This window comes from Vagococcus elongatus (assembly GCF_003987645.1).
In the GTDB taxonomy this organism is placed as follows: Bacteria; Bacillota; Bacilli; order Lactobacillales; family Vagococcaceae; genus Vagococcus_A; species Vagococcus_A elongatus.
In genome coordinates, this window is record NZ_NGKA01000012.1 from 44,052 (window position 1) to 69,251 (window position 25,200).

Genomic DNA, 25,200 nt, shown 5'->3' on the forward strand with positions numbered 1-25,200 from the left:
GAGGTGTCCATAAAATGAATCAAATGAAAAAAACGCCAAGAGAAATTGTTAAAGACTTAGATCAATATATTATCGGACAGGAGCAGGCAAAAAAATCTGTGGCTGTTGCTTTGAGGAATCGCTATCGCCGGATGCAGCTGGATGAAGACATGCGAAAAGAAGTGACTCCTAAAAATATGCTGATGATCGGACCCACAGGGGTAGGGAAAACAGAAATCGCTCGTCGGTTAGCCCATATCGTTAACGCACCGTTTGTTAAAGTTGAGGCGACTAAATTTACCGAAGTGGGCTACGTGGGACGTGATGTGGAATCCATGGTCCGTGATTTAGTCGAGTTCAGTATTAGAATCGTCGAAGAACAGCAATATAGCCGAGTGTATTCTCAGGCAAGAAAAATCGCCGATGACCGTCTAGTGAAGTTATTAGTTCCGGGAATCAAAAAGGAACAAAAGAAAAACCGTGGACAAATGGATATGATGATGCAAATGATGAATGCTTTGCAAAATCCGCAAACTGAAGAAGAGCAGGAAGAGGTCACTGACACAGTCAAGGCAAATCGCCAGACAGTGAAGGATCAGTTGGAAAAAGGGTTACTGGAAAATCGGGAAGTGACGATTGAAATCGAAGAACCTAAAATCCAAATGCCGACTAATCAAGGGTTGGAGCAAATGGGGATTGATTTAGGGGACACGTTGAGTGCTTTGACACCGAAGAAAAAAATCAAACGGACGGCGACCGTAGCTGAGGCTAGAGAAATATTGATACGTGAAGAATCGGAAAAAATTGTCAATAAAGCAGATATTAACAGCGAAGCCGTCAAATTGGCGGAAAATAGCGGGATAATTTTTATTGATGAGTTTGATAAGATTACGTCGAAATCGGAACACTCCGGTGAAGTCTCGCGCGAAGGGGTCCAGCGGGATATCTTGCCGATCGTCGAAGGGTCTCAGATTCATACCAAATACGGCACGGTCAATACAGATTACATTTTGTTTATTGCCTCAGGGGCGTTTCATTTAACTAAACCGAGTGATTTGATTCCAGAACTGCAAGGACGTTTCCCGATTCGCGTGGAGTTGGATGATTTGACCAAAGATGACTTTGTCAGAATTTTAACTGAGCCGGAAAATGCATTGATAAAGCAGTATATTGCGTTGCTGGCAACAGAAAATATCGATGTCACATTTACGAAAGAAGCTGTTGAAAAAATTGCGGAAATCGCTTATCAAGTCAACTCAGATACGGACAATATCGGTGCCCGCCGCCTGCACACTATTTTGGAAAAATTATTAGAAGATTTACTGTTTGAATCTGCTGATATGCAAATGGGCGACATCATGATTACAGAAAGTTATGTGATGGAAAAACTCGGGTCAATCGTGGAAGATCAGGACTTGACACGTTTTATATTGTAAATCTTTAAAAGGGCTCTGATGTTTGACAGATTATCATTTGAAATGTGTGAAACAAAGGATATCAAAATAGAGGGAGTGCCATCCATGAAAGATTTGTTAGGAAAAACTCGAGAAATCAATCAATTGCTGCAACAGAAAAATACGTTTAAACATGGCCGTAAATTACCTTATGAGGAAATGGCCCATGTGTTAGGAAACATCCTCAACAGCAATGCTTATATCATTGATAGCGAAGGCCGGGTGATTGGGTTTCATGTTCAGCATGACATCAACAATGCCAGAGTGAAAAAAATGTTTGAGGATTTAAAATTTCCCGAAGAGTACACTAATGACATCAAATTAATCAAACAAACAGAAGTGAATTTGCCTATCTCTGATCGCCGGACTGCTTTTCCAGTGGAACTTGGCGCAGAGTATCCCACAGCATTGACGACGATTGTCCCTCTTTTCGGGGCAGGGGAACGCTTGGGAACGATTGTTTTAGGCCGGATCCATAAAAATTTTACTGAGGAAGATTTGATTTTAGCAGAATATAGTGCCACAGTTGTTGGTATGCAGATTTTGTATCAAATTTTTAAAGACATCGAAGAGGATATCCGCAGTTCCACTGCCGTTCAAATGGCTATTGGGACCTTGTCTTACAGCGAATTAGTAGCAGTGAAAGCTATTTTTGATGAGCTGGAAGGGGATGAGGGAAGGCTGACAGCTTCCAACATAGCCGATAAAATCGGCATTACTCGCTCGGTGATTGTCAATGCTCTGAGAAAATTAGAGTCAGCCGGAGTCATTGAATCCCGTTCTCTTGGCATGAAAGGCACCTATATTAAAATTTTGAATCATCAGTTAAAAGAAACGCTGGACAAAAAAACAGTTTAGAACTTGGAGGAGTTGTACAATGACATTAACGATAGGTAATGATTTGTTGGAAGCAACGTTTAAAACCGCGGGTGCAGAATTGACCAGTTTAAAAAGTCGTGAATCAGCTGTCGAATTTTTGTGGCAGGGTGATGAAGAATTTTGGGGACGTCAGGCTCCCGTTCTGTTTCCTTTTGTCGGCCGTTTGAAAAATGACCGGTATTTCGTGGACGGAAAAGAGTTTCCCATGGGGCAGCACGGATTTGCTCGAGATAAAGAATTCACCGTTCTGACTCATACGGATGAGATGATTGTTTTTTCGCTAAAGAGTGATGCTGAAACAAAAGAAGTTTATCCTTATGATTTTGAATTGCAGCTTCAGTACAGTGTGGAAGGTAACGGATTATTAACTCGCTATCTGGTGAAAAACACCGGTCAAGAAACGATGTGGTATTCTGTCGGAGGACATCCGGCATTTAATGTGCCCATCAATGGGGAAGGGGAGTTTGAGGATTATTATCTGAAGTTCTCGCCGTCCAAGTCGAGGATTTTACTGCCGTTGTCCGGTCCCTACGTCGACAGTGAAAATATAACTTTAGGTCAAACAAATACGAGTATCGCCTTTTCAAGAGAATTATTCGCCAATGATGCCTTGATTTATGAAACACCGGAAAAAAATTCTTTTGCCATCCAGTCGGAAAAAAGCAGTCATAAAGTCGTTGTTTCTTACGATAATATGCCTTTTGTCGGCATTTGGAGTCCCTATCCGAAAGAAGCACCTTTTGTTTGTATTGAGCCTTGGCAAGGGATTGCAGATACTCTTGATGCCACTGGGGAATTACATGAGAAAACCGGTGTCTTATCATTGAAACAAGAAGAAATCAGATCCCATGAGTTTCTGATTGAGGTGGAATAACGGAAATTAAAAGGCCCCAAATGTTGAAGATTGAGCAACATTTGGGGTCTTCTTCTTATTTTTCTGATTTTTTCTTATCGTCTTTACGCAAGCCAAATGGCACACGATTTTCTGTCCCATCCTTTATCCGTTTGATATTGTCTTTGTGGCGGTAAAAAATAAATGCAGTGATGCAAATTGCCAGCACAGACAGTAGCCAATCGAATTCAGGTAAAATCATTGGGGCAATAAAGGGCAAGATAAAGGTGGATAAAGTAATCAGGACGGCACTGATCATGCTGCTCAAACTAACGGTGCTGGTGATGAGCAGAAATATTGCAAAAATAGCCGCTGAGTAAACAAAAAATAATGGCGAATAGCCTAGCAGCATCCCGGCACTGGTAGCCACTGCTTTTCCTCCTTTAAAATTAGCAAAAATCGGGAACGTATGCCCTAAAATCGCGGCGAGTCCCACCCATAATTTTGGAAGATCTGAATGTAAAAGCAAAGGCAGGGAAGTTGCTAACGTCCCTTTTAAAATATCCATAATCAGGACTGACACACCCGCTGTTTTTCCTAAAACACGAAAAGTATTAGTGGTGCCGGAATTGCCGCTGCCATACTTTCGGATATCTTTTTGAAAAAATAAGCGGCCTATCCATACGCCCGAAGGAATGGAGCCAAGCAGGTAGCCTAGCAATAGAATAATGATCATTTTTATCATGGCAAGCCTCTTTCTAGAGTTTCTGAATTTATTTTATCATGAAACTTGACGGCAAACAATTAGAGTCGGTAGACTTTTACTAGTTGATGAGCTACTTTGAGATTGCGGAAGCCATAGGTGGTATCGCTTTTTTATAAATTTTATGATACTATAAATCTGCAAAAAAAGATTCTCCTCTGTCCTTTGAAGTGCAGCAGAGGTGCGTTCTTTCACATGTTTTGTGTCAGTTATGCCAGTGTTTGACTGAGCTTTTGACTATAAGATTTCAGAGTGATTTTTTCTTTCGGCATAGGACATCATAATCAATGGAATTCCCGTTGTTCATTAAGAGAGGGGCAGATAGCGACTCATATCAGCAACAGAAAATTTAGATAGGGGATGAGAAAATGACATCAGTACAGCAAATAATTGCTTTGGCAGCAGTCTTACTTGGACTGATTATAAGTTTTATTTCTTTTATAAAAGTCAAGAAAATAACCGATGAGATGGAAGTTTTGTCGATAAAGTTTCAACAGTTGGAAAATCTTGTCTCAAGTGCTAATAAAAAGGAAAATAAAAAGTAATTGATTCAAAGAAGTGGGTTAATTGCTGGGGCAAGCTTTTATTTAGTTTTCTTTTTTTATTTATCCACGGCAACTTGACCCAAAACGTCCTGAGTCATGAGCAGGCGTCTTGGATTTATTCGAAATGAGGGATGTTTATGAATACGAGCTGGAATCGTTCGTCTACAATTTTTGTAGATAGTGAAGCAATAAAATATAATATAAAAAAAATCCTAGAAGATAGGCAGCCGGAAGATCAAGTGTTTGCAGTTGTGAAGGCCGATGGTTATGGTCACGGAGCGATTGAAGTCGCACGTGCTGCACTAGAAGGAGGAGCACAGGGGATTTGTGTTGCTACCATTGATGAAGCTTTGGACGTGCGAAAAGCAGGTTTCACTGTTCCAGTCTTAGTCATGGGATTGATTGAAGAAGAGAGTGCGCAATTGGCACAAGAGCATGATATCTCTGTCACAGCTGGGGATAATATTTGGCTGAAAAACCTTTTACAGGGGAACACTCTTAACGGCAAATTGGCTCCTTTAAAAATACATTTAAAAGTCGATACCGGCATGGGAAGAATCGGTTACCAAACAGTGGCAGATTTCTTAGAAGGCCTGAAAATAATCTCCGCCAGTCCGGCTCTGTATCTGGAAGGTATTTTCACGCACTTTGCCACAGCGGACGAAGCAGATACGACTATTTTTGAACAGCAGCAGGAGAAGCTGAAAGAATTTTTAGCTGTCGTAGCTGAGAAGCCAACCTATGTCCACTGTGCCAATAGTGCCACAGCTATCTGGCACTCGGAGTGTCCCTCTGACATCATTCGCTTGGGACTTGCCATGTATGGTGTCAATCCATCGGGCGATACGCTGGCGCTTCCCTACAAATTAAAGCCGGCGCTGTCTTTAAAAAGCAAATTAATTTTTGTAAAGCAAGTTTTTCCGGGAGATACTATAAGCTACGGTGCCACCTATACTGCTAGAGAAGAAGAATGGATTGGAACTTTGCCTATCGGTTATGCTGATGGCTGGCATCGCAGACTGCAAGGGTTTCATGTGTTGGTTGATGGACAGCCATGCGAAATCGTGGGACGGGTTTGCATGGATCAATGCATGATTCGTTTGCCAAAAGAATATGATGTAGGAACAGAAGTAGTGTTAGTCGGCACATCTGGAACTCAGGAGATTTCAGTCGTCGATATTGCAAACTATATTGGAACGATTCCTTATGAAGTGCTTTGCCAATTCAGCGGAAGATTAAGACGGGAGTACAACTGATTTTTTCAAATGGCACAAGCCGTCTGCAAGAATTCTGTCAAATGATATAAGATTTAGATGAATGTCTTCATTGGTAAGCATACTTGTTGAGTTTTATGTCAAATATCTAGTATAATTAAAGATGTAAATAAGACAGAGGGAAGTGATCGACATGAACAGTTTACAGTGGATAATTAGTCTTAGCGTAACAACTCTCAGCGGAGTTGCCTTCTACCACATAATACATCAGTTCTTGAACAGCAGGGTCCCAGTCAGAGTAAGAAGACAAGAAGATAGCAATAGAAAATGACGATAAAATATTAAAGTCAGACGGGAATTGTCTGACTTTTTATTTGCCTTAAAACGCAGTTTGCTTTAAAATGAGTCTATGTTTTTTAGCAATAAAAGACATTTTTTATCAGGTTGATAGTTAATTCAGGGGAGGAACACAATGAAAAAAGTAGATAATATTTTAGAGTTGATAGGCAATACACCTTTAGTTAAATTAAATCATTTTACAGGACCGGAAGATGCCGCGGTTTATTTGAAATTAGAATTTTTTAATCCGGGAGGCAGCGTCAAAGACCGGATAGCTCTTGGTATGATTGAACAAGCTGAAAAAGATGGCTTACTCCATCCGGGAGATACGATTGTAGAGCCTACAAGTGGAAATACAGGTATTGGTATTGCGATGGTCGCAGCAGCGAAGGGCTATAAGGCAGTAATCATTATGCCTGACACGATGAGTGTGGAACGTCAAAAGTTGATGAAAGCTTATGGAGCAGAATTGATTTTGACACCGGGAGCTGAAGGGATGAAAGCTTCTATTGCTAAAGCACAAGAGCTAGCAGAACAAGATGGTTTCTTTTTACCGCTGCAATTTGATAACCCGGCGAACCCTGCCAAGCATGAAGAGACCACTGGGGAAGAAATCCTCGCCGCGTTTGAAGGAGAAAAAATCGATGCCTTCGTAGCAGGTGTAGGAACAGGTGGAACGATTACAGGTGTCCATCGTGTGTTGCACCAACATGACCCTGAAACTAAATTTTATGCAGTAGAACCTGCGGAATCGGAAATTTTAAGAGGAGGCGTCCATGCTCCTCATAAAATTCAAGGAATTGGTGCCGGATTTATTCCTAAGACGTTGGACAAATCTGCTTATGATGAAATAATCCCAGTGACAAGCGACGAGGCAATCACTACTGCACGTGTCGCAGCACAAAAAGAAGGAATTCTTGTTGGGATTTCTGGCGGAGCAGCAGTCAAAGCGGCTGTAGATGTGGCCAAAAAACTTGGGGCAGGACATACTGTCGTTGCAGTGATTCCAGACAACGGAGAGCGTTACCTATCCACAACACTATATGATTTTGACTAAGAGAGAATGCCTTGATGAATAATCGAGGCGTTCTTTTTGCTATTTTCATGTATAATAGGACAGTAGAAATTTTTAAGGAGTTGTCTTATGAAAATAGAACAGGGAATTTTGCACATGTTGGACTTTGAAACAGGGTCGTTGACTATCTCTCAAAGAGAATTAGACTTGAAAGAACAAATTATCCACCAATATGCAGATAAATTATTGAATAAATTTTTAGACGGAGATATAAAGGTGGGAGAGTTGGACCGGACGAATGACTTTGTCAAGCAATTGATGGACAAGGAAATGTCTTTTCTTGAGAAGAGTCATACGATCGCTCAAGTCTTTTTTGACTGCTTAAAACAAGCTGAGGATGTCCCTAACGGTGATTTGTTAGTTGTTCAAGGCATAGCTGAGGACGAGCAGCCTTTTTTAGGGATATTTAAATTAAATTATAAACCCGCACTGACGCATTTTGTCGATTATGTGGACGATCAAATGGTAAATAATATCATCGTGAATAAGACGATCCTGCCGAACATGGGGCAAAGAGTGGACGAAGGGATTTTGATTTATTTAGAAACCCTTGAATTTCACGCCATTGAAAAAAATATAAAATAGAAGGCAAGAAGGTCAGTTACCTGACGGAACGAATTTTTGAAGTTCAGTCTTCTCCTTCAGCAGCGGAAAATATAAAAATTGTTAAAAAAGCTGTTCAGAAAGTGGCAGACAAGTACAATGAAGAAAAATACGAAAGTTTTGCCAATGTCCAGCAGGCAATTTATGAGAGTATCGAAGAAGAAGGCAAGATTGTTAATGACAGAATTGCCGAGGCGGTTTTTGAGAACAATCACAGTGCCAAGCAAGAGTATCTAGACTATGTGGAAAGAACGAATTTCACAGAGGACGTACCTACCAACGTCACAAAATTTGAAAAGAAATACAGCAAGCAAAAGCTGAAACTGGCTAATGGGATTGAGATTACTGTACCTATTGAACTGTACTGGGACAAGGAAATTATTGAATTTATCAATAACCCGGATGGAACGATTTCAGTGATGATTAAAAATGTCGAGGAAATTATGAATAAATTCTAGAAAAGTATTGATCCATCATGTAGTGGAAAGCAAGCGGCGGATATAGCCGCTTTTTTATCGAAAAAATTAATCGATAGAGATGACTATTCTTAGAGGGTTAGTTTAAAACCAAAGTTGACAAAGCGAGAACGGTTTTGACATGGAACTTATTCTTAGAGGAATTTAGGTATATCAAGTAGAATAGAAGTAGTAGCAAAGCATTTTACATTAAAGGAGGGAAAAGAAAATGAGTGAACATACGTTGGAATTAATCCAAGGGGATGAAGGGTTAGAATTACCCGTAGACTCAGGAAATTGGGTAATGCTGCGAGACTTTGGCTACTCTCCAGTCCAAAGTTTGGTGGCAGCGGTGGGTGCTTGCGGAGCTTATGTTTATCAGTCTATTTTGTTTAATTCAAAAGTACCTTATACCTTTGAAAAAGTCATCATTGACTACACTCGTGACACAGAGCGGCCGAGCAAGCCTGTCGATAAAATCGAGATGACTTTTTATTTGTCAGTTGCGCCGGAATTTCAGGATAAGGCCACCCGCAGTCTTAGATTGATCGGAAGAAACTGTCCCGTCATCCAATCCCTTGATCCAAAAATCCATGTGACTGAAACAGTCAGCTTTGTTTAGCTGATTCTTTGGGCCTTTCTGGAGTGAAGAAGTCCTAAATTTCAGTGTATCCACAGGTCTTTCTGACACTATCAGTAATAAAAAAATGGTATAATTAAGTTGAAATAAAGAAGTGTCTTGTCATGATTTTTGGTGAACCTGCGATGTCCTTAACTAAGAAAGGAGAGCGCTATGGCTTTGAATGATAAACGCTGGTCTATCGGGAAAGATGATATCGATAGAGACAACAGGTTGATTAGCCGGGATCCGTTTAATGATAGCCACTTGCCCTCAGATGATAATGGAAAAAGTGATTTCTCACGGAAAAATATTTTTCAGAAAATTTTGTCTCTCGTTTTTGCATTGCTTTTGTTTGCAGTTTTGTTTTACGTTGGGACTAAACTGCCAGAAAACATATCTCATAGTCCTTGGTTTTTAGTTTTTTCATTGGTGTTCAGTTTTCTTGGTTATTTTTTAGCAACTATCGTGTTGTCAAAAATAACTAAGTATCGAGGAAACAAAATGAATTAAGAAGTTAACTAAGCAAAGTATCAGGAAAACTAGTGAAACATAGGAGTCAGCTGTTTGGCTCGGGAAAAAGAGACCCGTCAACACTTTGGAACAGAATAAAAAAGCCGTCTTAGAAGTTGCGAGACGGCTTTTACTTGGTTTGGAAAGTCCCAACGGATATCTCTAGGGACTTTCAATAAGTTATTCGATAGTTAAAAAATTGAGCTGAGGATAGTTGTTGATTCTTAATGGGAAACGGCTATTCGCCAACCCTCGGCTAACAATCAGCTTTGCCTGCTGAGTTTGTTCAGAATCATAAATACCGTCAGTAATTTTGGGGAATAACCCCTGATTTGGCGACAAAAGCCCGCCAATCCCCGGAATAATAATTTGTCCTCCATGAGCATGACCGCTGAAAATATAAGTGTCAAATGTCTCATTCTTCGGAAGCAACTCAATGATGCTTTCAAATATCTCCGGATGATGGGATAAGAGTAAAAACTGTTGCTTATCTTTTAGTTTGTCCAACTGCTCTTGCGGAAAAGCGATTTGATATTCGCAAAGTCCCCCCACAGCAATCTGATATCCATTGATTTCAAGCTCTTGGATTTCATTTTCCAGTAATATGGCATCAGACGCATCAATCATTTGCCGCCATTCATCATATTGTCCGCTAGTTGTTTCATGATTACCTGCAACGATAAATACTGGCGCAATCGCTGTGAGTTTCGGTAATAATGTTTTTAATTTTGTTTGTTTTACTGATTCTGTCCGATCAATCGTGTCACCTGTCAAAAAAATCAAGTCGGGCTGGCCCTTCTTTAATTCTTCAATGAGTGTGTCTTCATTGATTCTCAACCTGGGGTACTGCAAATCTGATAATTGGGCAATTTTGAGAGATGATTGTTTCACAGAGGTTATTTTATGTTCTGCCACAGAGAGAACACGATTCTCCCTGACTCCTTCTAAGATAATCACGACAAGAAAAATCAAAGTAATGGGAATAAAATTACTCATGGTCATAACTGCTTCCTTTCCATGCTTAATGACCTCATCATAGCAAGTGAAAGGACAGGAACCAATAGTTTTTCAGAAGATTTAGGAAAAATTAACCAATTAAAAATAAGCTGACGAAGGGTCAAATGGCGTTAAAAAGCAACGAGAAAGGATTTGTTGAAAGCTGCATGAAAATGTGTTATAATTTTTTTAGATTGATACCGGAGGAAAGAGTGAGCGTGCGGAACGCTCACTCTTTTTGATGGATAGACAGATTCCCATGAAGGAGGCGAAATTAATTGAGTAGTGTTGTGGAAACTGTTAGTGAAGTTGTGACCCCTATTCTAGATCAATTAAAGTTTGAACTTGTAGACATTGAGTTTGTAAAGGAAGGTAGAAACTGGTTCCTGCGCGTTTATATTGATAAGCCAAATGGTATTGATATCGAAGAATGTGCCATCGTTAGCGAACAGTTAAGTGAAAAAATGGATACACTAGATCCAGATCCTATTCCACAAGCGTATTTTTTAGAAGTCTCCTCTCCTGGTGTCGAAAGGCCATTGAAAAAAGAAGAAGACTTTCAAAAAGCTTTGGATGAGTACATCCATATTTCTCTTTATGCTGCAGTTGAAGGTGAAAAGCAATTTGAAGGGTTTTTAACGAAATTAACTGCTGATGAATTAACATTGTTAGTAAAAATCAAAACGATGAAGAAAGAATTTACATTCCAAAGAAGCAATATTGCCAAGGCGAGACTGGCGATTCAATTTTAAGAAAACGTAATGGAGGATAGTAAAACTCATGAGTAAAGAAATGTTAAATGCTCTTGAAGCGTTGGAAGTAGAAAAAGGCATTTCAAAAGAAATCGTGATCGATGCTCTTGAAGCGGCGTTAGTTTCTGCTTATAAAAGACATTATGGTCAGGCACAAAATGTACAGGTAGAATTTGATGAGAAAAAAGGAAATATCCACGTGTTTGCTGTCAAAGAAGTGACAGATGTGGTGATGGATTCTCAATTGGAAGTATCTTTAGAGGAAGCTATGAAGATAAATCCGGCTTATGAACTCGGGGACAAAATCAACTTTGAAGTAACACCGAAGGATTTTGGGCGAATTGCTGCACAAACAGCAAAACAAGTTATTTTACAAAGGGTACGTGAAGCAGAACGTTTAATTATTTATGAAGAATTCAGTGCGTATGAAAATGAAATCATGCAAGGGATTGTGGAACGTCAGGATCACCGCTATATTTATGTCAATCTTGGGAAAATCGAAGCGGTTTTATCCCGGCAAGACCAAATTCCAAATGAGGTCTATCAACCTCATGACCGCATTAAGGTTTATGTTTCCAAAGTGGAAAACACATCTAAAGGCCCGCAGGTTTTTGTCAGCCGCAGTCATCCGGATTTGTTAAAACGATTGTTTGAACAAGAAGTACCGGAAGTCTATGACGGTGTGGTGGAAATTGTCAATGTGGCACGTGAAGCAGGAGACCGTTCAAAGGTTTCTGTGCGTTCAGAAGATCCAAATGTGGACCCGGTGGGGACTTGTGTAGGTCCAAGAGGGCAACGGGTGCAGGCTATCGTCAATGAATTGAGAGGCGAAAATATGGACATCGTCGAGTGGGACGATGATCCGGCAGTGTATATTGCCAACGCTTTGAATCCGGCACAGGTTTTGGAAGTTAATTTTTCTGATGACAATAATAGTCGTTCTTGTACAGTGGTCGTCCCTGATTATCAGTTATCATTAGCTATTGGCAAGCGTGGACAAAATGCACGACTGGCTGCAAAGTTAACTAATTTCAAAATTGACATCAAATCTGAATCTGATATGGAAGCTTTACGGGAACAATGGGCGGCTGAAGATGCAGCCAAAGCAGAAGAATTTGAAGAAGATATGGATGATTTTACGGATACTGAAACTGAAGAAGGCATGGAAACAGAAGAAAACTTTCAAGCATCTGACGATGAAGCAGCAGAAGATGTGACTGAAGAAAATGAAATTGTTGATGAGAGCTTTTCTGAGGAAGAGTGAGAACGGAGGCAAAAAATAGATGAAACAGCGTAAAGTTCCTTTAAGAAAATGTGTGGTTTCTGGAGAAATGAAAAACAAAAAAGAGATGATACGCATTGTCCGCTCTAAAGAAGGAGAGGTATCGATCGATCCTTCAGGAAAAATGCCGGGCCGTGGTGCTTACGTTTCTATTGAGCCGGAAGTGGCAAAGAAGGCACAGACAGAAGATATTCTTTCTCGGGTACTAAATGTAAAAATTTCTGATGAATTTTATCAAGAGCTGATAGATTATGTTACCCATCAAAAAGCAAGACAGGAATTGTTTGGAAAATGAATAATCGCGAAAAAGCGTTAAACTTATTAGGGATGGCCACGAGAGCAGGGAAAATCGTTTCCGGTGAAGGGCTTGTTTTGCAAGATATCCGGGCTCGAAAAGTCCAGCTCGTACTATTAGCAGAAGATGCCAGTGCCAATACCCGAAAAAAACTCACAGATAAATGTTCTCATTATCAAATTCCTTGTTATTCACTGTTCACTCAAACTGAAATCAGTCAAGCAATTGGCAAAACACGAATGGTTTGTGGGGTGAAAGACAAAGGATTTGCTGAGAAACTAAGGGAGTTAATATCAAGTTAGGAAGGTGATTGCATGGGAAAAAAAAGAATTTATGAATTAGCCAAAGAAATCAATCAATCAAGTAAGGCGGTTATCGATAAAGCTAAAACACTTGGGATTGAAGTGAAAAATCATATGGCGACCGTTGACAGCTCTCAAGCTGAAAAGATTAGTCATGCGTTTAGAGCAAAAGCAGCTAGTCAAAAACAACAACCAGCGCAGTCCAAACAACCCTCAACACAGAAAAATCAGCAACAACAGCAAGACAATCAAGCAAGAGGGAGCCAAAAGCATCAGCAAAACCGCTCCCAGCAAATGAACAAGAAACCGACGCACCAAGCTAGTCGTTCGCAAACGGGTCATAAGCCGGCGACAGGCCAGAGACACCCACAATCTGGCAACGAGGCTCGGACCAATCAAAACAGACAAAATAATCCGCAACAAACTACTAGCGGCAAGAAAGAGCAAACGACTTATATGAATAAAAACCAATCAAAAAGTAGTACACAAAATAAAAATCAACAACGTCCGGCACAGAAAACTCAACATTCTAAACAAGGGGGACAACAGCAGAGCAACAGACCGCAAGGAAAAAATGTTCAGCAAGGGAACAAACCCCAAGGTCAAAATGTTCAGCAAGGGAATAAACCCCAAGGACAGAATGTCCAACGAGGAAACAAACCCCAAGGTCAAAATGTGCAACAAGGGAATAAACCCCAAGGACAAAACAAAACTAATCAGCAGCCAGCCAGAACTCAAGGGCAGGCTAAACAGCAAACCGGAAATAAACAACAAGGGGCTCAGCAAGGGGCTCAAGGTAGTAACCGTTCCAAAAATTTCCGTGGAGATAATCGTCAGCAAGGTAATTACCAAAACCGGAATAAATTTAATAAGCGGGGCAGAAAAGGGAAACAACATAGACAACAGTCTACGAAACCAGCGGTACCTGCACGTAAATTTAGAGAACTGCCTGAAGTTTTAGTCTACACTGAAGGTATGAATGTTGCTGAGATTTCAAAGAAAATATATCGTGAGCCGGCAGAAATCATTAAAAAGCTATTCATGCTTGGCGTGGTTGTCAATCAAAACCAAGCACTGGATAAGGATACTATTGAACTTTTGGCTACTGATTATGGCATCGAAGCTGAAGAAAAAGTTCAAGTTGATGTGGCGGATATTGATAAATTCTTCGAACCAGAAGCAATAATTCAAGAAAACCTAGTCACACGTCCTCCTGTTGTCACAATTATGGGACACGTTGACCATGGTAAAACCACATTGTTGGACACTCTTCGCCACACGAAAGTTTCTTTAGGTGAAGCAGGCGGGATTACTCAGCATATTGGAGCTTATCAGATTGAGATTGAAGGAAAACCAATCACGTTCCTTGATACGCCGGGACACGCGGCCTTTACCAGCATGCGTGCACGCGGAGCGAGTATCACTGACATTACGATTCTAGTGGTTGCCGCAGATGATGGTGTCATGCCGCAGACTGTCGAAGCAATCAATCATGCGAAAGCAGCGGATGTACCCATCATTGTTGCAGTCAACAAAATCGATAAACCTTCAGCTAATCCTGACCGGGTCATGCAGGAATTGAGTGAACACGGCTTAATTCCAGAAGATTGGGGCGGCGATACGATCTTTGTCCCAATTTCTGCTAAGTTTGGTAAAAATATTGATGACTTGCTGGAAATGATCTTGCTTGTTTCTGAAGTTCAGGAACTAAAAGCTGACCCTACACAGCGGGCAATCGGAACAGTGATTGAAGCTCGTTTGGACAAAGGAAAAGGTGCCGTAGCCACGTTGTTAGTTCAGCAGGGGACATTACGAGTCGGAGACCCAATCGTTGTGGGCAATACGTTTGGCCGTGTCCGTGTGATGACAAATGATGTGGGCCGCCGTGAAAAAGCTGCTGGACCGTCTTCACCAGTTGAAATTACTGGTTTGAATGATGTGCCACAGGCTGGAGATCATTTTGTGACATTCGAAGATGAAAAAACCGCACGTGCTGCAGGTGAAGAACGTGCAAAACGAGCAGTTCTGGAACATCGTCATGCTAATACATTGGTCACTTTGGATAACTTGTTTGAAAGTTTGAAAGAGGGAGAACTAAAAGAAGTCAATGTCATTATCAAAGCGGACGTACAAGGTTCTGCAGAAGCTTTGGCAGCAAGTCTGAAGAAAATTGATGTAGAGGGTGTCCGAGTAAAAATTGTCCACTCTGCCGTCGGAGCAATCAATGAAAGTGATATTACTCTTGCAACAGCAAGTAATGCAATCATCATTGGTTTCAACGTTCGTGCCACACCTCAGGCCAAAACTCAGGCAGAAGGGGACACAGTTGATATTCGTCTGCATCGTGTCATCTATCGTGCCATCGAAGAAATAGAAACTGCCATGAAGGGCATGCTTGATCCTGAATATCAGGAGAAGATCACCGGACAAATGGTGGTTCGCGAAACATATAAAGTATCCAAAGTCGGCACCATCGCCGGTTGTTATGTGACAGATGGGCATATCGAAAGAGATAGCGGTGTTCGTGTCATTCGTGACAGCATTGTTATTTTTGAAGGCAAGCTTGCCAGTCTGAAGCGTTTCAAAGACGACGTCAAAGAAGTCAAAGCGGGTTATGAATGCGGTGCTATGATCGAAAACTTTAATGACCTTAAAGTTGATGATGTCGTTGAAGGATTTATTATGGAAGAAATAAAAGTCGTTTAGCCTGGAATTATCCGCGAAACTTTTACTTTTAACAAGTCAATCTTTAGTGAGCTGGAAATCAGGCTGATAAGTAAGAGGAGAAGACCATGACAAAATATCGTGCACGTAGAGTAGCGCAGGAAATCCAAAAAGAAGTTAATGATATTCTGCAAAAAAAAGTTCGTGACCCTCGAGTAGAAGGAGTGACAATCACAGAAGTCTCTGTTACAGGAGATCTGCAAGAGGCAACGATTTACTACAGTACTTTATCGGATGAGGCAGAAGATGTCAAAGAAGTACAAGCTGGTTTCGATAAAGCAAAAGGTTTAATTCGTAAAGAATTAGGCGCTCGTCTGCAGATTTACAGAACACCAGAATTGTTTTTCAAGCGAGATGAGTCGGTTGCCTACGGGAGTCGGATAGACGAATTGATTCGAGAAATGAATAAAAAAGATTAATGATAAAATCCTGAGGAATTCTCTGAGAAGATTTTCTTCGGGATTTTTTTTGAAAAAAATATTTTAACAAAAGTGTATGAGTTTTTTGATTTTCTGTTGTGAGTATTTATGAAAAATTGTCAAAGATCTTTTTGACATAACCTTGCTAGTTGAAAAGGGAAGTTTTAACAGTGGTAACAACTATATGAAAATACTTTAAAAGCTTTGAAAATATTGCTATAATTAAACATGCTGATTGAAAAGAAAGTAGGAATTTTTTAGATGGATATAGAAAAATTAAGAGAGAGGCAGAGTAAGATTCGGAATTTTTCGATTATTGCTCATATTGACCACGGGAAGTCGACGCTGGCAGACCGGATTCTCCAGCAAACTGAGACTGTATCGACCCGTGAAATGCAAGATCAATTATTAGATTCCATGGACTTGGAAAGAGAGCGTGGCATCACTATCAAGTTGAACACAGTGGAACTTACGTATAAGGCTAAAGATGGGGAGGAGTATATTTTTCATTTGATTGATACTCCCGGCCATGTGGACTTTACTTATGAAGTTTCTCGAAGTTTAGCTGCTTGTGAAGGAGCAATATTAGTTGTCGATGCTGCTCAAGGTATTGAGGCACAGACGTTAGCTAATGTTTATTTAGCCGTTGATAATGACTTGGAAATACTTCCGGTCATCAATAAAATAGATTTGCCTGCAGCAGATCCTGAAAAAGTTCGTCAAGAAATCGAAGACGTTGTGGGGATTGATGCTAGTGAGGCGGTTTTGGCTAGTGCTAAAGCCGGCATAGGTATCGAAGATATTTTAGAGCAGATTGTTGAAAAAGTCCCTGCACCTACGGGAGATTTAGATGCACCTTTAAAGGCTTTGATTTTCGATTCGGTTTACGACAGCTATCGCGGGGTCGTCCTGAACATACGAGTTATAGACGGCATGGTGAAGCCCGGAGATGAAATTATGCTGATGCAAAATGGCAAGAAGTTTGAAGTAACAGAGGTGGGAATTTTTTCACCAAAACCAGTGTCGCGTGATATCTTATCGGTAGGAGATGTAGGGTATATCACAGCAAGTATCAAGACTGTCCAAGATACACAAGTCGGGGATACGGTCACTCTGGCTAACAATCCTGCCAGTGAGCCGTTGGAAGGTTACCGTAAATTAAATCCCATGGTTTATTGCGGACTCTATCCAATTGACACATCAAAATATAATGATTTGCGTGAAGCTCTGGAAAAATTGCAATTGAATGATTCTGCTTTGGACTTTGAACCGGAAACATCTCAGGCATTGGGTTTTGGTTTCCGTTGCGGGTTCTTAGGCTTGCTCCACATGGATGTGATACAGGAACGTTTGGAACGTGAATTTAATCTGGATTTGATTACAACGGCTCCTTCAGTTATTTATCATGTTTTAAAAACAGATGGAGAAAGAATCGTCGTAGACAACCCTGCGGATTTTCCCGAACAAGGACTTATTGATTATGTAGAAGAGCCTTATGTCAAAGCATCAATCATGGTGCCTAATGATTATGTCGGTGCAGTGATGGAATTGTCCCAGCGTAAACGGGGAGATTTTGTCACGATGGACTACTTGGATGCTTACCGGGTAAACGTAGTGTATGAACTGCCCTTGTCAGAAATCGTCTTTGACTTTTTTGATAGATTGAAATCTCATACAAAAGGTTATGCGTCTTTGGATTATGAAATTATTGGTTACAAACCAAGCAAATTAGTAAAAATGGAAATTTTGTTGAATGGAGAAAAAGTAGATGCATTAAGTTTCATCGTCCACAAAGAATTTGCTTACGATCGTGGAAAAGCCATTGTCGAAAAATTAAAGGCATTGATTCCGCGCCAGCAATTTGAAGTGCCGGTGCAGGCAGCTATTGGTCAAAAAATAGTGTCCCGTTCTAATATCAAAGCGTTACGAAAAAATGTCTTGGCAAAATGTTATGGCGGGGATGTTTCTCGTAAACGTAAGTTGCTGGAAAAACAAAAAGAGGGTAAGAAACGGATGAAATCCATCGGTTCCGTGGAAGTCCCTCAAGAAGCCTTCATGGCAGTGCTTAAGATGGATGAGGACACACCAAACAAATAAGAATTTTAAAATCGATAACCTTATTTATAAGCGTGTATAGTCCGCTGTTAATTGATAAAACTTCTTTGATAGCTGATTTTGGCTGTCACAGCGGTTGTCACAAACAAAATATGCCAAAGTGGGACATTTTATTTAAGTCTCATGATTGGCATAGAATGAAAGTATCTTCTAAAAAGGAGGTACTTTTTTTATGGCTAAAAAAAGTGATGGCTCAGAAATTGAATTTGCTTGTCCTGAAAAAGAAGCGCTTATCAAATTGGACTGATGGAGATGAAATCAAAAGATGTTGGTCAGGTAAAAAAATTCTGCTTAGCATCTTTTTTGTTATTTTATTATGAAAACTCATTCATTAAGAATCTTTTTAATCGTATATCCTTAAAGAATTTGATCATGAAATACAAAATGAGAGTTAAATTAAGTATGAATAGACAACCTACAAATTGCTTTAAAAACTTTATATGAAACGACATCAGATAGACTCTTTAAGAAAGCAAAATGAGTATCTGATGTCGTTTGTTTTATTTTGTGATTAAGGTTGATTTCTAGTTTTATAATGTTGTTTTTTTCGGGATTAATGTTGCGGCCACAACATTTTCATGAGCAATATATGTTTCCAGTGAATTTATGGCAATTTGAGCCATTAGTGGAATATTTTGATCAATTGATGTGATTGGATAAATGGCATAATCAGATACTGGGGAATTATCATATCCAATAATTTCAATATTTTCTGGAATTTTGATTCCTCTGCGAATACAATCCCTCTGAAGCATGTTGGCAATATCATCATTAGAGCAGAAAACACCGATTTTTTTGTCAGTATATTTATCTAGCAAAGTCCCCACGATAGCTGACATTGCTTTCGAAGCTATTTCCGAATAAGGATCTGTTAAATCTTCTTGGATAATCGTTTCATGAGGCATATTTCTAACTGCTAGTTCGAATCCTACAATACGCTTAAATGAGGGCCAATTTTCATAGTAGCCGTTATTTATATGGATTAACACCTCACAGCCATCTTCAATTAATTTTTCTCCTGCAAGTTTACCACCCGTATAGTTGTCACTATTTATTTGACAGTAATTTCCTCCGGATCGTTCAATAGAAATGATTGGAACATCAAGTTTTTCTATATCTGAAGGGCTTAAAATATGACTAAGCAAGACAATACCCTTCACCCGATAAGATTTAAGCCTATCAATCATGGCTAGTTCTTCTTCTCTTGTATCCCTTGAGGTATAGACAATAAAACTGTAATCTTTTTCTTCACCATATTGAATTAGTTGGTTCAATAGTTCCGTGTAAAAGCTAAGATGCAGTTGAGGGAAAATAATACCAACAAGGTTTGATTTTCCGGTGACTAAAATTCTTGCAACATTGTCTTGACTATAGTTAAGCTCTTGAATTGTCGCCTGAATTTTGTCCTTTGTTTTTTTTGATAATAAATGGGGTTTATTGAAATACCTTGAAACTGTAGTCAATGAAACGCCACTCTTTTCTGCAATTTCTTTTATTCCGACTTTATCCATACTCGTACCTTTCTATGCCTAATGATTGTTCCTGCAAAAAATTGTTGTTCTATTGGGAGGATTTCATCGGCTGAGATTCTAATGTTGTACGTCTATCATACAACGTTGTACGTTATATTTCAAGATAAAATGAAAATATTTTCATAAAAATGAATAAAATATTTTCAGTTATCAGAAGGAGAACAGTACTAATTTTAGTTTAATTGTGAACCACTTCTTTTACCAGCCCTTTTTGTTAATTTGACAAATGAAATTTTAAAAAGTACATCTCTTAACGATTTACTTACTTTGAAGTAAAAAGAAAGATAGGTATTAATAAACACGATCGGAATGAAATTATTTTTGAAAACGTTTGACAATAAAAGTTTCATATATTATACTAAAATCATAGAAAGGCAATCAAACAATTGAGAAAGGAGAAAAGTAAAGGGTGTCATGCTGCTAGTTCAAGGGAGTTGGTTTTAATTTAACACCGGAATAATAGGTATGTTGTGCTTGGTATGATAAATGTTTGGGTGGGTTTGATGTCACTATTGGAAATTTTTTCAACCGTTCGTAGATGTAACCGTTTAAATTTCCGGATGATACTCATAGTGAAACTAACATTTATATTATGTTCAAGAAAATTTAATTAATAAGAGATTGGGAAAGGTAGTGTAATAAGTGAAAAAAATGAAGAAGAGAACAATAAGAAGATTAGCGATTGTTGGAATAGGACTTGTGAGTTCGTTGCTCCTAACAACTGGTTGTGGAAGGGAGGAAAATAAAACTGATTCTGCAAAAGACAAAAAACTTACAGTTCTTGTTGAAAGTGGAAGTCCAGCCGAAACGGTGGCGAACAAGACTGCGGCAGAATTTAAAGAAAAAACAGGATATGAAGTTATAGTTGATTCTGTTCCTTACTCAGGTTTGTATGATAAAGTTTCTACTGAAATCAAAGCAAAGGCAGCTGCTCATGATGTTGTTAGTCTTGATGTGTTGTGGCTATCTGCATTTGAAAATGCTTTAACACCTCTTGATGAGTTTGTGGATGACAAAATAACTGCGGATTTTCTTCCTACTTTGAAAGAAGGAGGGACGCTCAATGATAATTTGCTAGGGTTGCCGATGTGGATTAATAGTAAAGTACTTATTTACAGACAAGATTTATTTGAAGATGAAGCAAATAAAGCAGCATTTAACAAGGAATTTGGACATGAATTAAAAGTTCCGACTACTTGGGATGAGTACAAAGAATGTGCTGAGTTTTTTACGAAGGATGATATGTACGGAACAGCAGTGTTTGGTATGGCTTCTGGGGATACTGTTTGCAGTTTCCTTGATCATGCCTCTCAGGCAGGTGCAATGCCGCTTGTTCTCAGTGATGATAATGAAGTGTTGGTAGATGAAAAGCCATATGTTGAAGCGTTGCAGTATCTTTGCGATCTTTATGATGCAGGATACGTTCCTGAAGAAACATTGTCCATTGCTTCTACAGAAGCACAAGAGATGTTTAATAATGGAAAATTGGCTATGCAATTAAACTGGAGTCATCAATATCCGGCTGCCTACTCATTAAATTCAAGTAACGTGGGTGTTGCACCTATGATTGGTGGTGCCGATGGCGTTGCTGCAACGACTGGTCCATGGTACCAATGTGTTATGAAAAATTCCGATAATCAAGAGATAGCGATAGATTATTTAAAATTTATGTATGACAATAACGAAAAATACATGACAGAAGGCTCTCTTAAAATTGCAGGAAGAACGTCAGTCTACGAAAAATATGCCTCAGATGCAGGAAATGAACATCTAACTGCTGTATTAGAAACGCTTGATAATGAGTATTCACAAAATAGGCCAGCCACACCATCTTGGACTGAAATAGAAGAAGTTTTAGCTAAAGCTGTCCAATCAGCTTTATCTGGAAAATCAACTCCTGAAGATGCTCTTAAAAATGCGAAAACTGAAATTGAGTCCATTATAGAGTAAGACAAGAACAAGGAGGAAAGATCATGCAGTTGATATCCAAAAAAACGTTACTTGCTTTCTTTTTACCAGGTGCATTATTTATGGGTGTATTTATGATTTATCCAATTTTTAAAATGGCTTTTGATAGCTTATACAGCTTTGATCCCAGCGGAATTAAAGAGTTTGTTGGGCTTGACAACTACATTAAAGCATTTACTAATGAAAGTTTTTTACAGCCTTTAAAAAATACAATTGTATATATCTTTATAGCAGTTGGTGTCGAACTAATACTTGGAACAATCTTTGCGTTGATTTTTGAAAGAAATTTTAAAGGAAACAAGGTTATCCGTTCACTTATTATGACCCCATTAATGATTGCACCTCTAGTAGCTGGTCTAATTTGGAAATTGATGTTGAGTTCACAGTTCGGAATAATCAATCAACTATTAGTAAATGTTGGTATTCTCGAAAACTCAAATCAAATTCTTTGGCTTGCTGATGAGAAGTGGTCGTTGTTAGCCTGTTGTTTTGCAGATATTTGGTTAACGACCCCGTTTATGATGCTGATGATTCTATCCGGCCTTCAAGGCGTTGATAGAAGCATGTTAGAAGCAGCGACAATTGATGGTGCAAACTGGTGGCAAAAGATTATAAAAGTTAAGTTACCAAGCATTAAACCAGTTTTATTAACAGCACTATCTATCAGGATTATTGATGCAGCAAGAACTTTTGATATTATTTGGGCGATGACACAGGGCGGTCCAAATGGTTCATCTGAACTTATCAGTGTTGTTATATATAAAACACTGACCAGATATAATAAAGTCGGATATGCAAGTGCGATGGCATTGATACTTGTAGTGGCACTTGTCGTGTTTACTCTTGTGTTCATGCAGGGGTTATGGAATCCGAAGAAAAAGCAAACGGTATAGGGGGGGAACTAATGAAGAAGAAAAAAATAAATATTCATACAAAATTGATAGTAGTTTTGGCTGTAGTTTGTGCTGTAGTTTGGTTATTTCCATATATATACTTAATTAGTTCTTCACTAAAACCAGGTACAGAAGTAGTATCTATACCCGCTAAATTTTTTCCAACGGTTTTTTCTGTGGAAAACTTTACAGGATTATTCAAACGGATGCCGGTTTTTGATTATATTTTAAATAGTTTTATAGTTGCAATATCTAGTACATTAATTGCTGTAATCTTTGGAGCGTTATCCTCTTATGCGATTCAACGCTCGGGAGCTAAGATAGCTACTTTCTTAATTATTATAGTATTGTGTTTGAAAATGATTCCTGCATCAAGTATTGCTGTACCAATCTATGAACTGATTACAAAACTTGGCCTATACGACACAAGAATTGCTTTAATTATCGTTTATGCTGCAATAAATATGCCGTTTGTTATGTGGGTCATGCTTGGTTTTTATGAAGGAATTCCAACCAGTATTGATGAAGCTGCTTGTGTGGATGGTGCTTCGAGTCTACAAACTTTTATTAGGATAATTTTACCAATTTGTAAACCAGGTCTAGCTACTGCCTTCTTGTTTACTTTATTTCTATCTTGGAATGAATTTTTACTGTCTCTTTTGTTGACTAGTACGGAAGCAAAAACATTTACTGTTGGATTATCCGAGTTTTTATCAGCTTACAGCATGGATTTGGGACCAATGTGTGCGGGTGCACTGATTTTTAGCTTACCTGTGATGATTTTATCAATCGCAGCACAAAGATTCATAGTTCAAGGGCTTACTGCTGGTTCAGTTAAAAGTTAACAAAGGCATTTTAAGCAAAAAGTTTCGGTTAAAGAGCCGCATATCAGGAGGAATAATGGTGAGTAAAAATTATTATGATGTTACTAAATGGGATAAGGGAGATCCGTTTCAAGATATCGGAGAAGTTATTAACAGTATTCTTACAGATATCAAAGAGAGACAAAAAAAAAGCGATGAAAATGAGGGAGGAAAACCAGGAGCAGTTATTTATATTCCACCAGGTGATTATCATCTAAAAACTCAGGTCATTATAGATATCAGTTTCTTAAAAATCGAGGGTTCTGGGCACGGCTTTACTTCATCTAGTATTCGTTTCAATGTGCCCAAGAATGAATGGTCTAATCTTCATGAACTTTGGCCTGGAGGAAGCCGCATTCTTGTCGACTTGCCAGAATCAGAAAAAGGAGAAGCTGCTCGTGCGGCATTTTATGTAAATCGCAGCGGAGATCCTCGAATCAGTTCTGTAGAATTTTCTAATTTCTGTATTGATGGTCTACATTTTATAGCTGATGGTTCAAATGAAACAAATCCTGAAAATACTTATACAAATGGCAAGACAGGTATTTATGGAGCTAGTCCCAATGATTCTTTTCGGATTACAGAAATGGGATTTGTCTATTTGGAGCATGCTATTACCTTGTATCATGCAGATGCTCTTACAATTCATGATAATTTCATTGCGGAATGTGGTAATTGTATAGAATTACGTGGTTGGGGTCAGGCATCAAAAGTTACAGATAATTTGATTGGTGCTGGTTTTAAAGGCTATTCCATCTACGCTGAGAATTTTGGTGGACTTTTAGTAACAGCGAATAATATTTTTCCAAGAGGTGCAAGTAGTGTCTACTTTGATGGGGTAACACGTTCACTAATAACTAATAATAGACTTCATGCTTTCTACCCTGGAATGGTTGTACTAGATAAAAATAGTTCGGAAAATTTGATTTCCTCGAATCATTTTTTACATGACAATGAGCCTTGGGCACCTTTGCAAGGGCGAGATAACGGTTTGGATTATACTTTTGGGCTTTTATCAATTAATGGTAATAGCAATACAGTGATTGGAAATCATTTTTCTGAGAGCATTAATCCAAATAAGATTTCACCTAAAGGAGCAATTCCGGTAATTATTCGTGTAGTTGCTGGTAAAGAAAATTATATTTCAAACAATCATATCATTGCAACCAAAGCCGAAGTGATCTCAAGCGAATCTTGTTTCTCAGCGCAAGTAGAAGCTTTATTGACGACGGATTCAGCTGAATCACTTGAAGTTAAGACGGTACTAATTGAAAAACAATCGGTAGGGAATACAGTTCTTGACTCAGGTTCTGAAAAACAAGTTGAGCTAGACAAAAAAGTTAACGCTTTTAGAGCAACACCAATTCCCAATATGGGTTCTATGTCAAATTGATTTGCTTGATCAGAGGATTAAAGAACTATTTTAAAGTCTTGACATTGTTTAAGAGTAAGAAAAGGAAAAACATCTCGGAAGATTTCTCGTTCAGTATATTTGGAAAAAAATGCTCAAACATGAAAAATCATAAAGTGACTATGTTCAATTTTGGAAGCCAATTAAGAAAATTGATTGTATTTTGAGTTCTTGCATATTGAAATATCATATATGAAAAAGGATTTGATTCAACAAGTCTGATGTCTTACAGAAGTGTATAAACTGTATTGAACTTAGTTATAGAGCTAACAATGGACAGAGTAACTTCATTACTAGTAACATTATTGTATAGAAAAATTGATAAAAACAAAATTCACTTCAAAAGTTAACAATAGAGATTTTATTTTACTGTAGATA

At 38.8% G+C, this 25,200-nt stretch carries 24 protein-coding genes; 21 read left to right on the plus strand and 3 right to left on the minus strand.

The genetic code is table 11. The features are described from left to right. Positions 1 to 14: 14 nt before the first annotated feature. The 3 genes from hslU to CBF29_RS08655 all read left to right on the plus strand — a co-directional run bounded on the left by hslU (position 15) and on the right by CBF29_RS08655 (position 3,186). Positions 15 to 1,415 carry an ATP-dependent protease ATPase subunit HslU gene (gene hslU, locus CBF29_RS08645; RefSeq protein ID WP_126809345.1) on the plus strand — a complete coding sequence of 467 codons (1,401 nt, stop codon included), beginning with the start codon at positions 15 to 17 and terminating at the stop codon, positions 1,413 to 1,415. Between the two features lie 84 nt (positions 1,416 to 1,499). Further along, positions 1,500 to 2,291: a GTP-sensing pleiotropic transcriptional regulator CodY gene (gene codY, locus CBF29_RS08650; RefSeq protein WP_126809346.1), complete on the plus strand. Its 792-nt coding sequence runs from the start codon at positions 1,500 to 1,502 to the stop codon at positions 2,289 to 2,291. A gap of 19 nt (positions 2,292 to 2,310) precedes the next feature. Continuing rightward, positions 2,311 to 3,186 (plus strand): aldose 1-epimerase family protein, encoded by an 876-nt coding sequence (locus tag CBF29_RS08655; RefSeq protein WP_126809347.1) that lies wholly within the window; start codon positions 2,311 to 2,313, stop codon positions 3,184 to 3,186. 55 nt (positions 3,187 to 3,241) lie between these two features. On the opposite strand, the gene plsY is transcribed toward CBF29_RS08655, so the two are convergent. Beyond that, positions 3,242 to 3,886: a glycerol-3-phosphate 1-O-acyltransferase PlsY gene (plsY, locus tag CBF29_RS08660; RefSeq protein WP_126809385.1), complete on the minus strand. Its 645-nt coding sequence runs from the start codon at positions 3,884 to 3,886 to the stop codon at positions 3,242 to 3,244. Between the two features lie 389 nt (positions 3,887 to 4,275). Between plsY and CBF29_RS13780 the strand changes: the two genes are divergently transcribed. From CBF29_RS13780 to CBF29_RS08690, 7 genes are all read left to right on the plus strand, one after another. After that, on the plus strand, positions 4,276 to 4,452 hold the full coding sequence (locus CBF29_RS13780) for a hypothetical protein (RefSeq protein ID WP_170170033.1): 177 nt from the start codon (positions 4,276 to 4,278) through the stop codon (positions 4,450 to 4,452). Between the two features lie 137 nt (positions 4,453 to 4,589). Then, the gene (gene alr, locus CBF29_RS08665) at positions 4,590 to 5,708 is read left to right on the plus strand and encodes an alanine racemase (RefSeq protein WP_126809348.1); all 1,119 of its coding nucleotides are present in this window, start codon (positions 4,590 to 4,592) and stop codon (positions 5,706 to 5,708) included. Positions 5,709 to 6,138: 430 nt separating this feature from the next. Next, positions 6,139 to 7,062 carry a cysteine synthase A gene (gene cysK / locus CBF29_RS08670; RefSeq protein ID WP_126809349.1) on the plus strand — a complete coding sequence of 308 codons (924 nt, stop codon included), beginning with the start codon at positions 6,139 to 6,141 and terminating at the stop codon, positions 7,060 to 7,062. Positions 7,063 to 7,149: 87 nt separating this feature from the next. Then, the gene (locus CBF29_RS14125; RefSeq protein ID WP_126809350.1) at positions 7,150 to 7,665 is read left to right on the plus strand and encodes a nucleoid-associated protein; all 516 of its coding nucleotides are present in this window, start codon (positions 7,150 to 7,152) and stop codon (positions 7,663 to 7,665) included. After that, positions 7,662 to 8,141: a nucleoid-associated protein gene (locus CBF29_RS14130; protein ID WP_126809351.1), complete on the plus strand. Its 480-nt coding sequence runs from the start codon at positions 7,662 to 7,664 to the stop codon at positions 8,139 to 8,141. Before CBF29_RS14125 ends, CBF29_RS14130 begins: the two co-directional genes overlap by 4 nt. Positions 8,142 to 8,367: 226 nt before the next feature. Next, entirely contained in the window at positions 8,368 to 8,760 is a 393-nt protein-coding gene (locus CBF29_RS08685) for an OsmC family protein (protein ID WP_126809352.1), read from the plus strand. Positions 8,761 to 8,931: 171 nt separating this feature from the next. Then, positions 8,932 to 9,270 (plus strand): hypothetical protein, encoded by a 339-nt coding sequence (locus CBF29_RS08690; protein WP_126809353.1) that lies wholly within the window; start codon positions 8,932 to 8,934, stop codon positions 9,268 to 9,270. 180 nt (positions 9,271 to 9,450) lie between these two features. Here CBF29_RS08690 and CBF29_RS08695 read toward each other — a convergent pair whose 3' ends face one another. After that, complete coding sequence (locus tag CBF29_RS08695) at positions 9,451 to 10,266, minus strand: metallophosphoesterase (RefSeq protein WP_170170034.1); 816 nt, start codon at positions 10,264 to 10,266, stop codon at positions 9,451 to 9,453. A 278-nt stretch (positions 10,267 to 10,544) separates the two neighbouring features. Between CBF29_RS08695 and rimP the strand changes: the two genes are divergently transcribed. From rimP to lepA, 7 genes are all read left to right on the plus strand, one after another. Continuing rightward, a complete protein-coding gene (gene rimP / locus CBF29_RS08700; protein WP_126809355.1) occupies positions 10,545 to 11,018 on the plus strand; it encodes a ribosome maturation factor RimP in 474 nt (157 codons plus the stop codon). A 28-nt stretch (positions 11,019 to 11,046) separates the two neighbouring features. Beyond that, positions 11,047 to 12,282, plus strand: a complete 1,236-nt coding sequence (gene nusA, locus CBF29_RS08705; RefSeq protein WP_126809356.1) for a transcription termination factor NusA — start codon at positions 11,047 to 11,049, stop codon at positions 12,280 to 12,282. Between the two features lie 19 nt (positions 12,283 to 12,301). Continuing rightward, the gene (rnpM, locus tag CBF29_RS08710; RefSeq protein WP_126809357.1) at positions 12,302 to 12,595 is read left to right on the plus strand and encodes an RNase P modulator RnpM; all 294 of its coding nucleotides are present in this window, start codon (positions 12,302 to 12,304) and stop codon (positions 12,593 to 12,595) included. After that, positions 12,592 to 12,897 carry a YlxQ-related RNA-binding protein gene (locus tag CBF29_RS08715; protein WP_126809358.1) on the plus strand — a complete coding sequence of 102 codons (306 nt, stop codon included), beginning with the start codon at positions 12,592 to 12,594 and terminating at the stop codon, positions 12,895 to 12,897. The genes rnpM and CBF29_RS08715 overlap by 4 nt, the downstream gene beginning before the upstream one ends. Before the next feature lie 12 nt (positions 12,898 to 12,909). After that, a complete protein-coding gene (gene infB, locus CBF29_RS08720) occupies positions 12,910 to 15,603 on the plus strand; it encodes a translation initiation factor IF-2 (protein WP_126809359.1) in 2,694 nt (897 codons plus the stop codon). A gap of 86 nt (positions 15,604 to 15,689) precedes the next feature. After that, positions 15,690 to 16,040 carry a 30S ribosome-binding factor RbfA gene (gene rbfA, locus CBF29_RS08725; protein ID WP_126809360.1) on the plus strand — a complete coding sequence of 117 codons (351 nt, stop codon included), beginning with the start codon at positions 15,690 to 15,692 and terminating at the stop codon, positions 16,038 to 16,040. A gap of 261 nt (positions 16,041 to 16,301) precedes the next feature. Continuing rightward, positions 16,302 to 18,137: a translation elongation factor 4 gene (gene lepA, locus CBF29_RS08730; protein ID WP_126809361.1), complete on the plus strand. Its 1,836-nt coding sequence runs from the start codon at positions 16,302 to 16,304 to the stop codon at positions 18,135 to 18,137. Positions 18,138 to 18,685: 548 nt separating this feature from the next. Here lepA and CBF29_RS08735 read toward each other — a convergent pair. Then, complete coding sequence (locus CBF29_RS08735) at positions 18,686 to 19,666, minus strand: LacI family DNA-binding transcriptional regulator (protein ID WP_126809362.1); 981 nt, start codon at positions 19,664 to 19,666, stop codon at positions 18,686 to 18,688. A 672-nt stretch (positions 19,667 to 20,338) separates the two neighbouring features. Between CBF29_RS08735 and CBF29_RS08740 the strand changes: the two genes are divergently transcribed. Genes CBF29_RS08740 through CBF29_RS08755 form a run of 4 tightly spaced genes read left to right on the plus strand, consistent with a single transcriptional unit; the run spans position 20,339 to position 24,804 of the window. After that, positions 20,339 to 21,637 carry an ABC transporter substrate-binding protein gene (locus tag CBF29_RS08740; protein ID WP_245987329.1) on the plus strand — a complete coding sequence of 433 codons (1,299 nt, stop codon included), beginning with the start codon at positions 20,339 to 20,341 and terminating at the stop codon, positions 21,635 to 21,637. A gap of 23 nt (positions 21,638 to 21,660) precedes the next feature. Then, positions 21,661 to 22,548 (plus strand): carbohydrate ABC transporter permease, encoded by an 888-nt coding sequence (locus CBF29_RS08745; protein WP_126809364.1) that lies wholly within the window; start codon positions 21,661 to 21,663, stop codon positions 22,546 to 22,548. An 11-nt stretch (positions 22,549 to 22,559) separates the two neighbouring features. Then, positions 22,560 to 23,393, plus strand: coding sequence for a carbohydrate ABC transporter permease (locus CBF29_RS08750; protein WP_126809365.1), 834 nt, complete (start codon positions 22,560 to 22,562; stop codon positions 23,391 to 23,393). Positions 23,394 to 23,448: 55 nt separating this feature from the next. Beyond that, entirely contained in the window at positions 23,449 to 24,804 is a 1,356-nt protein-coding gene (locus CBF29_RS08755) for a NosD domain-containing protein (RefSeq protein WP_126809366.1), read from the plus strand. Positions 24,805 to 25,200 lie beyond the last annotated feature (396 nt).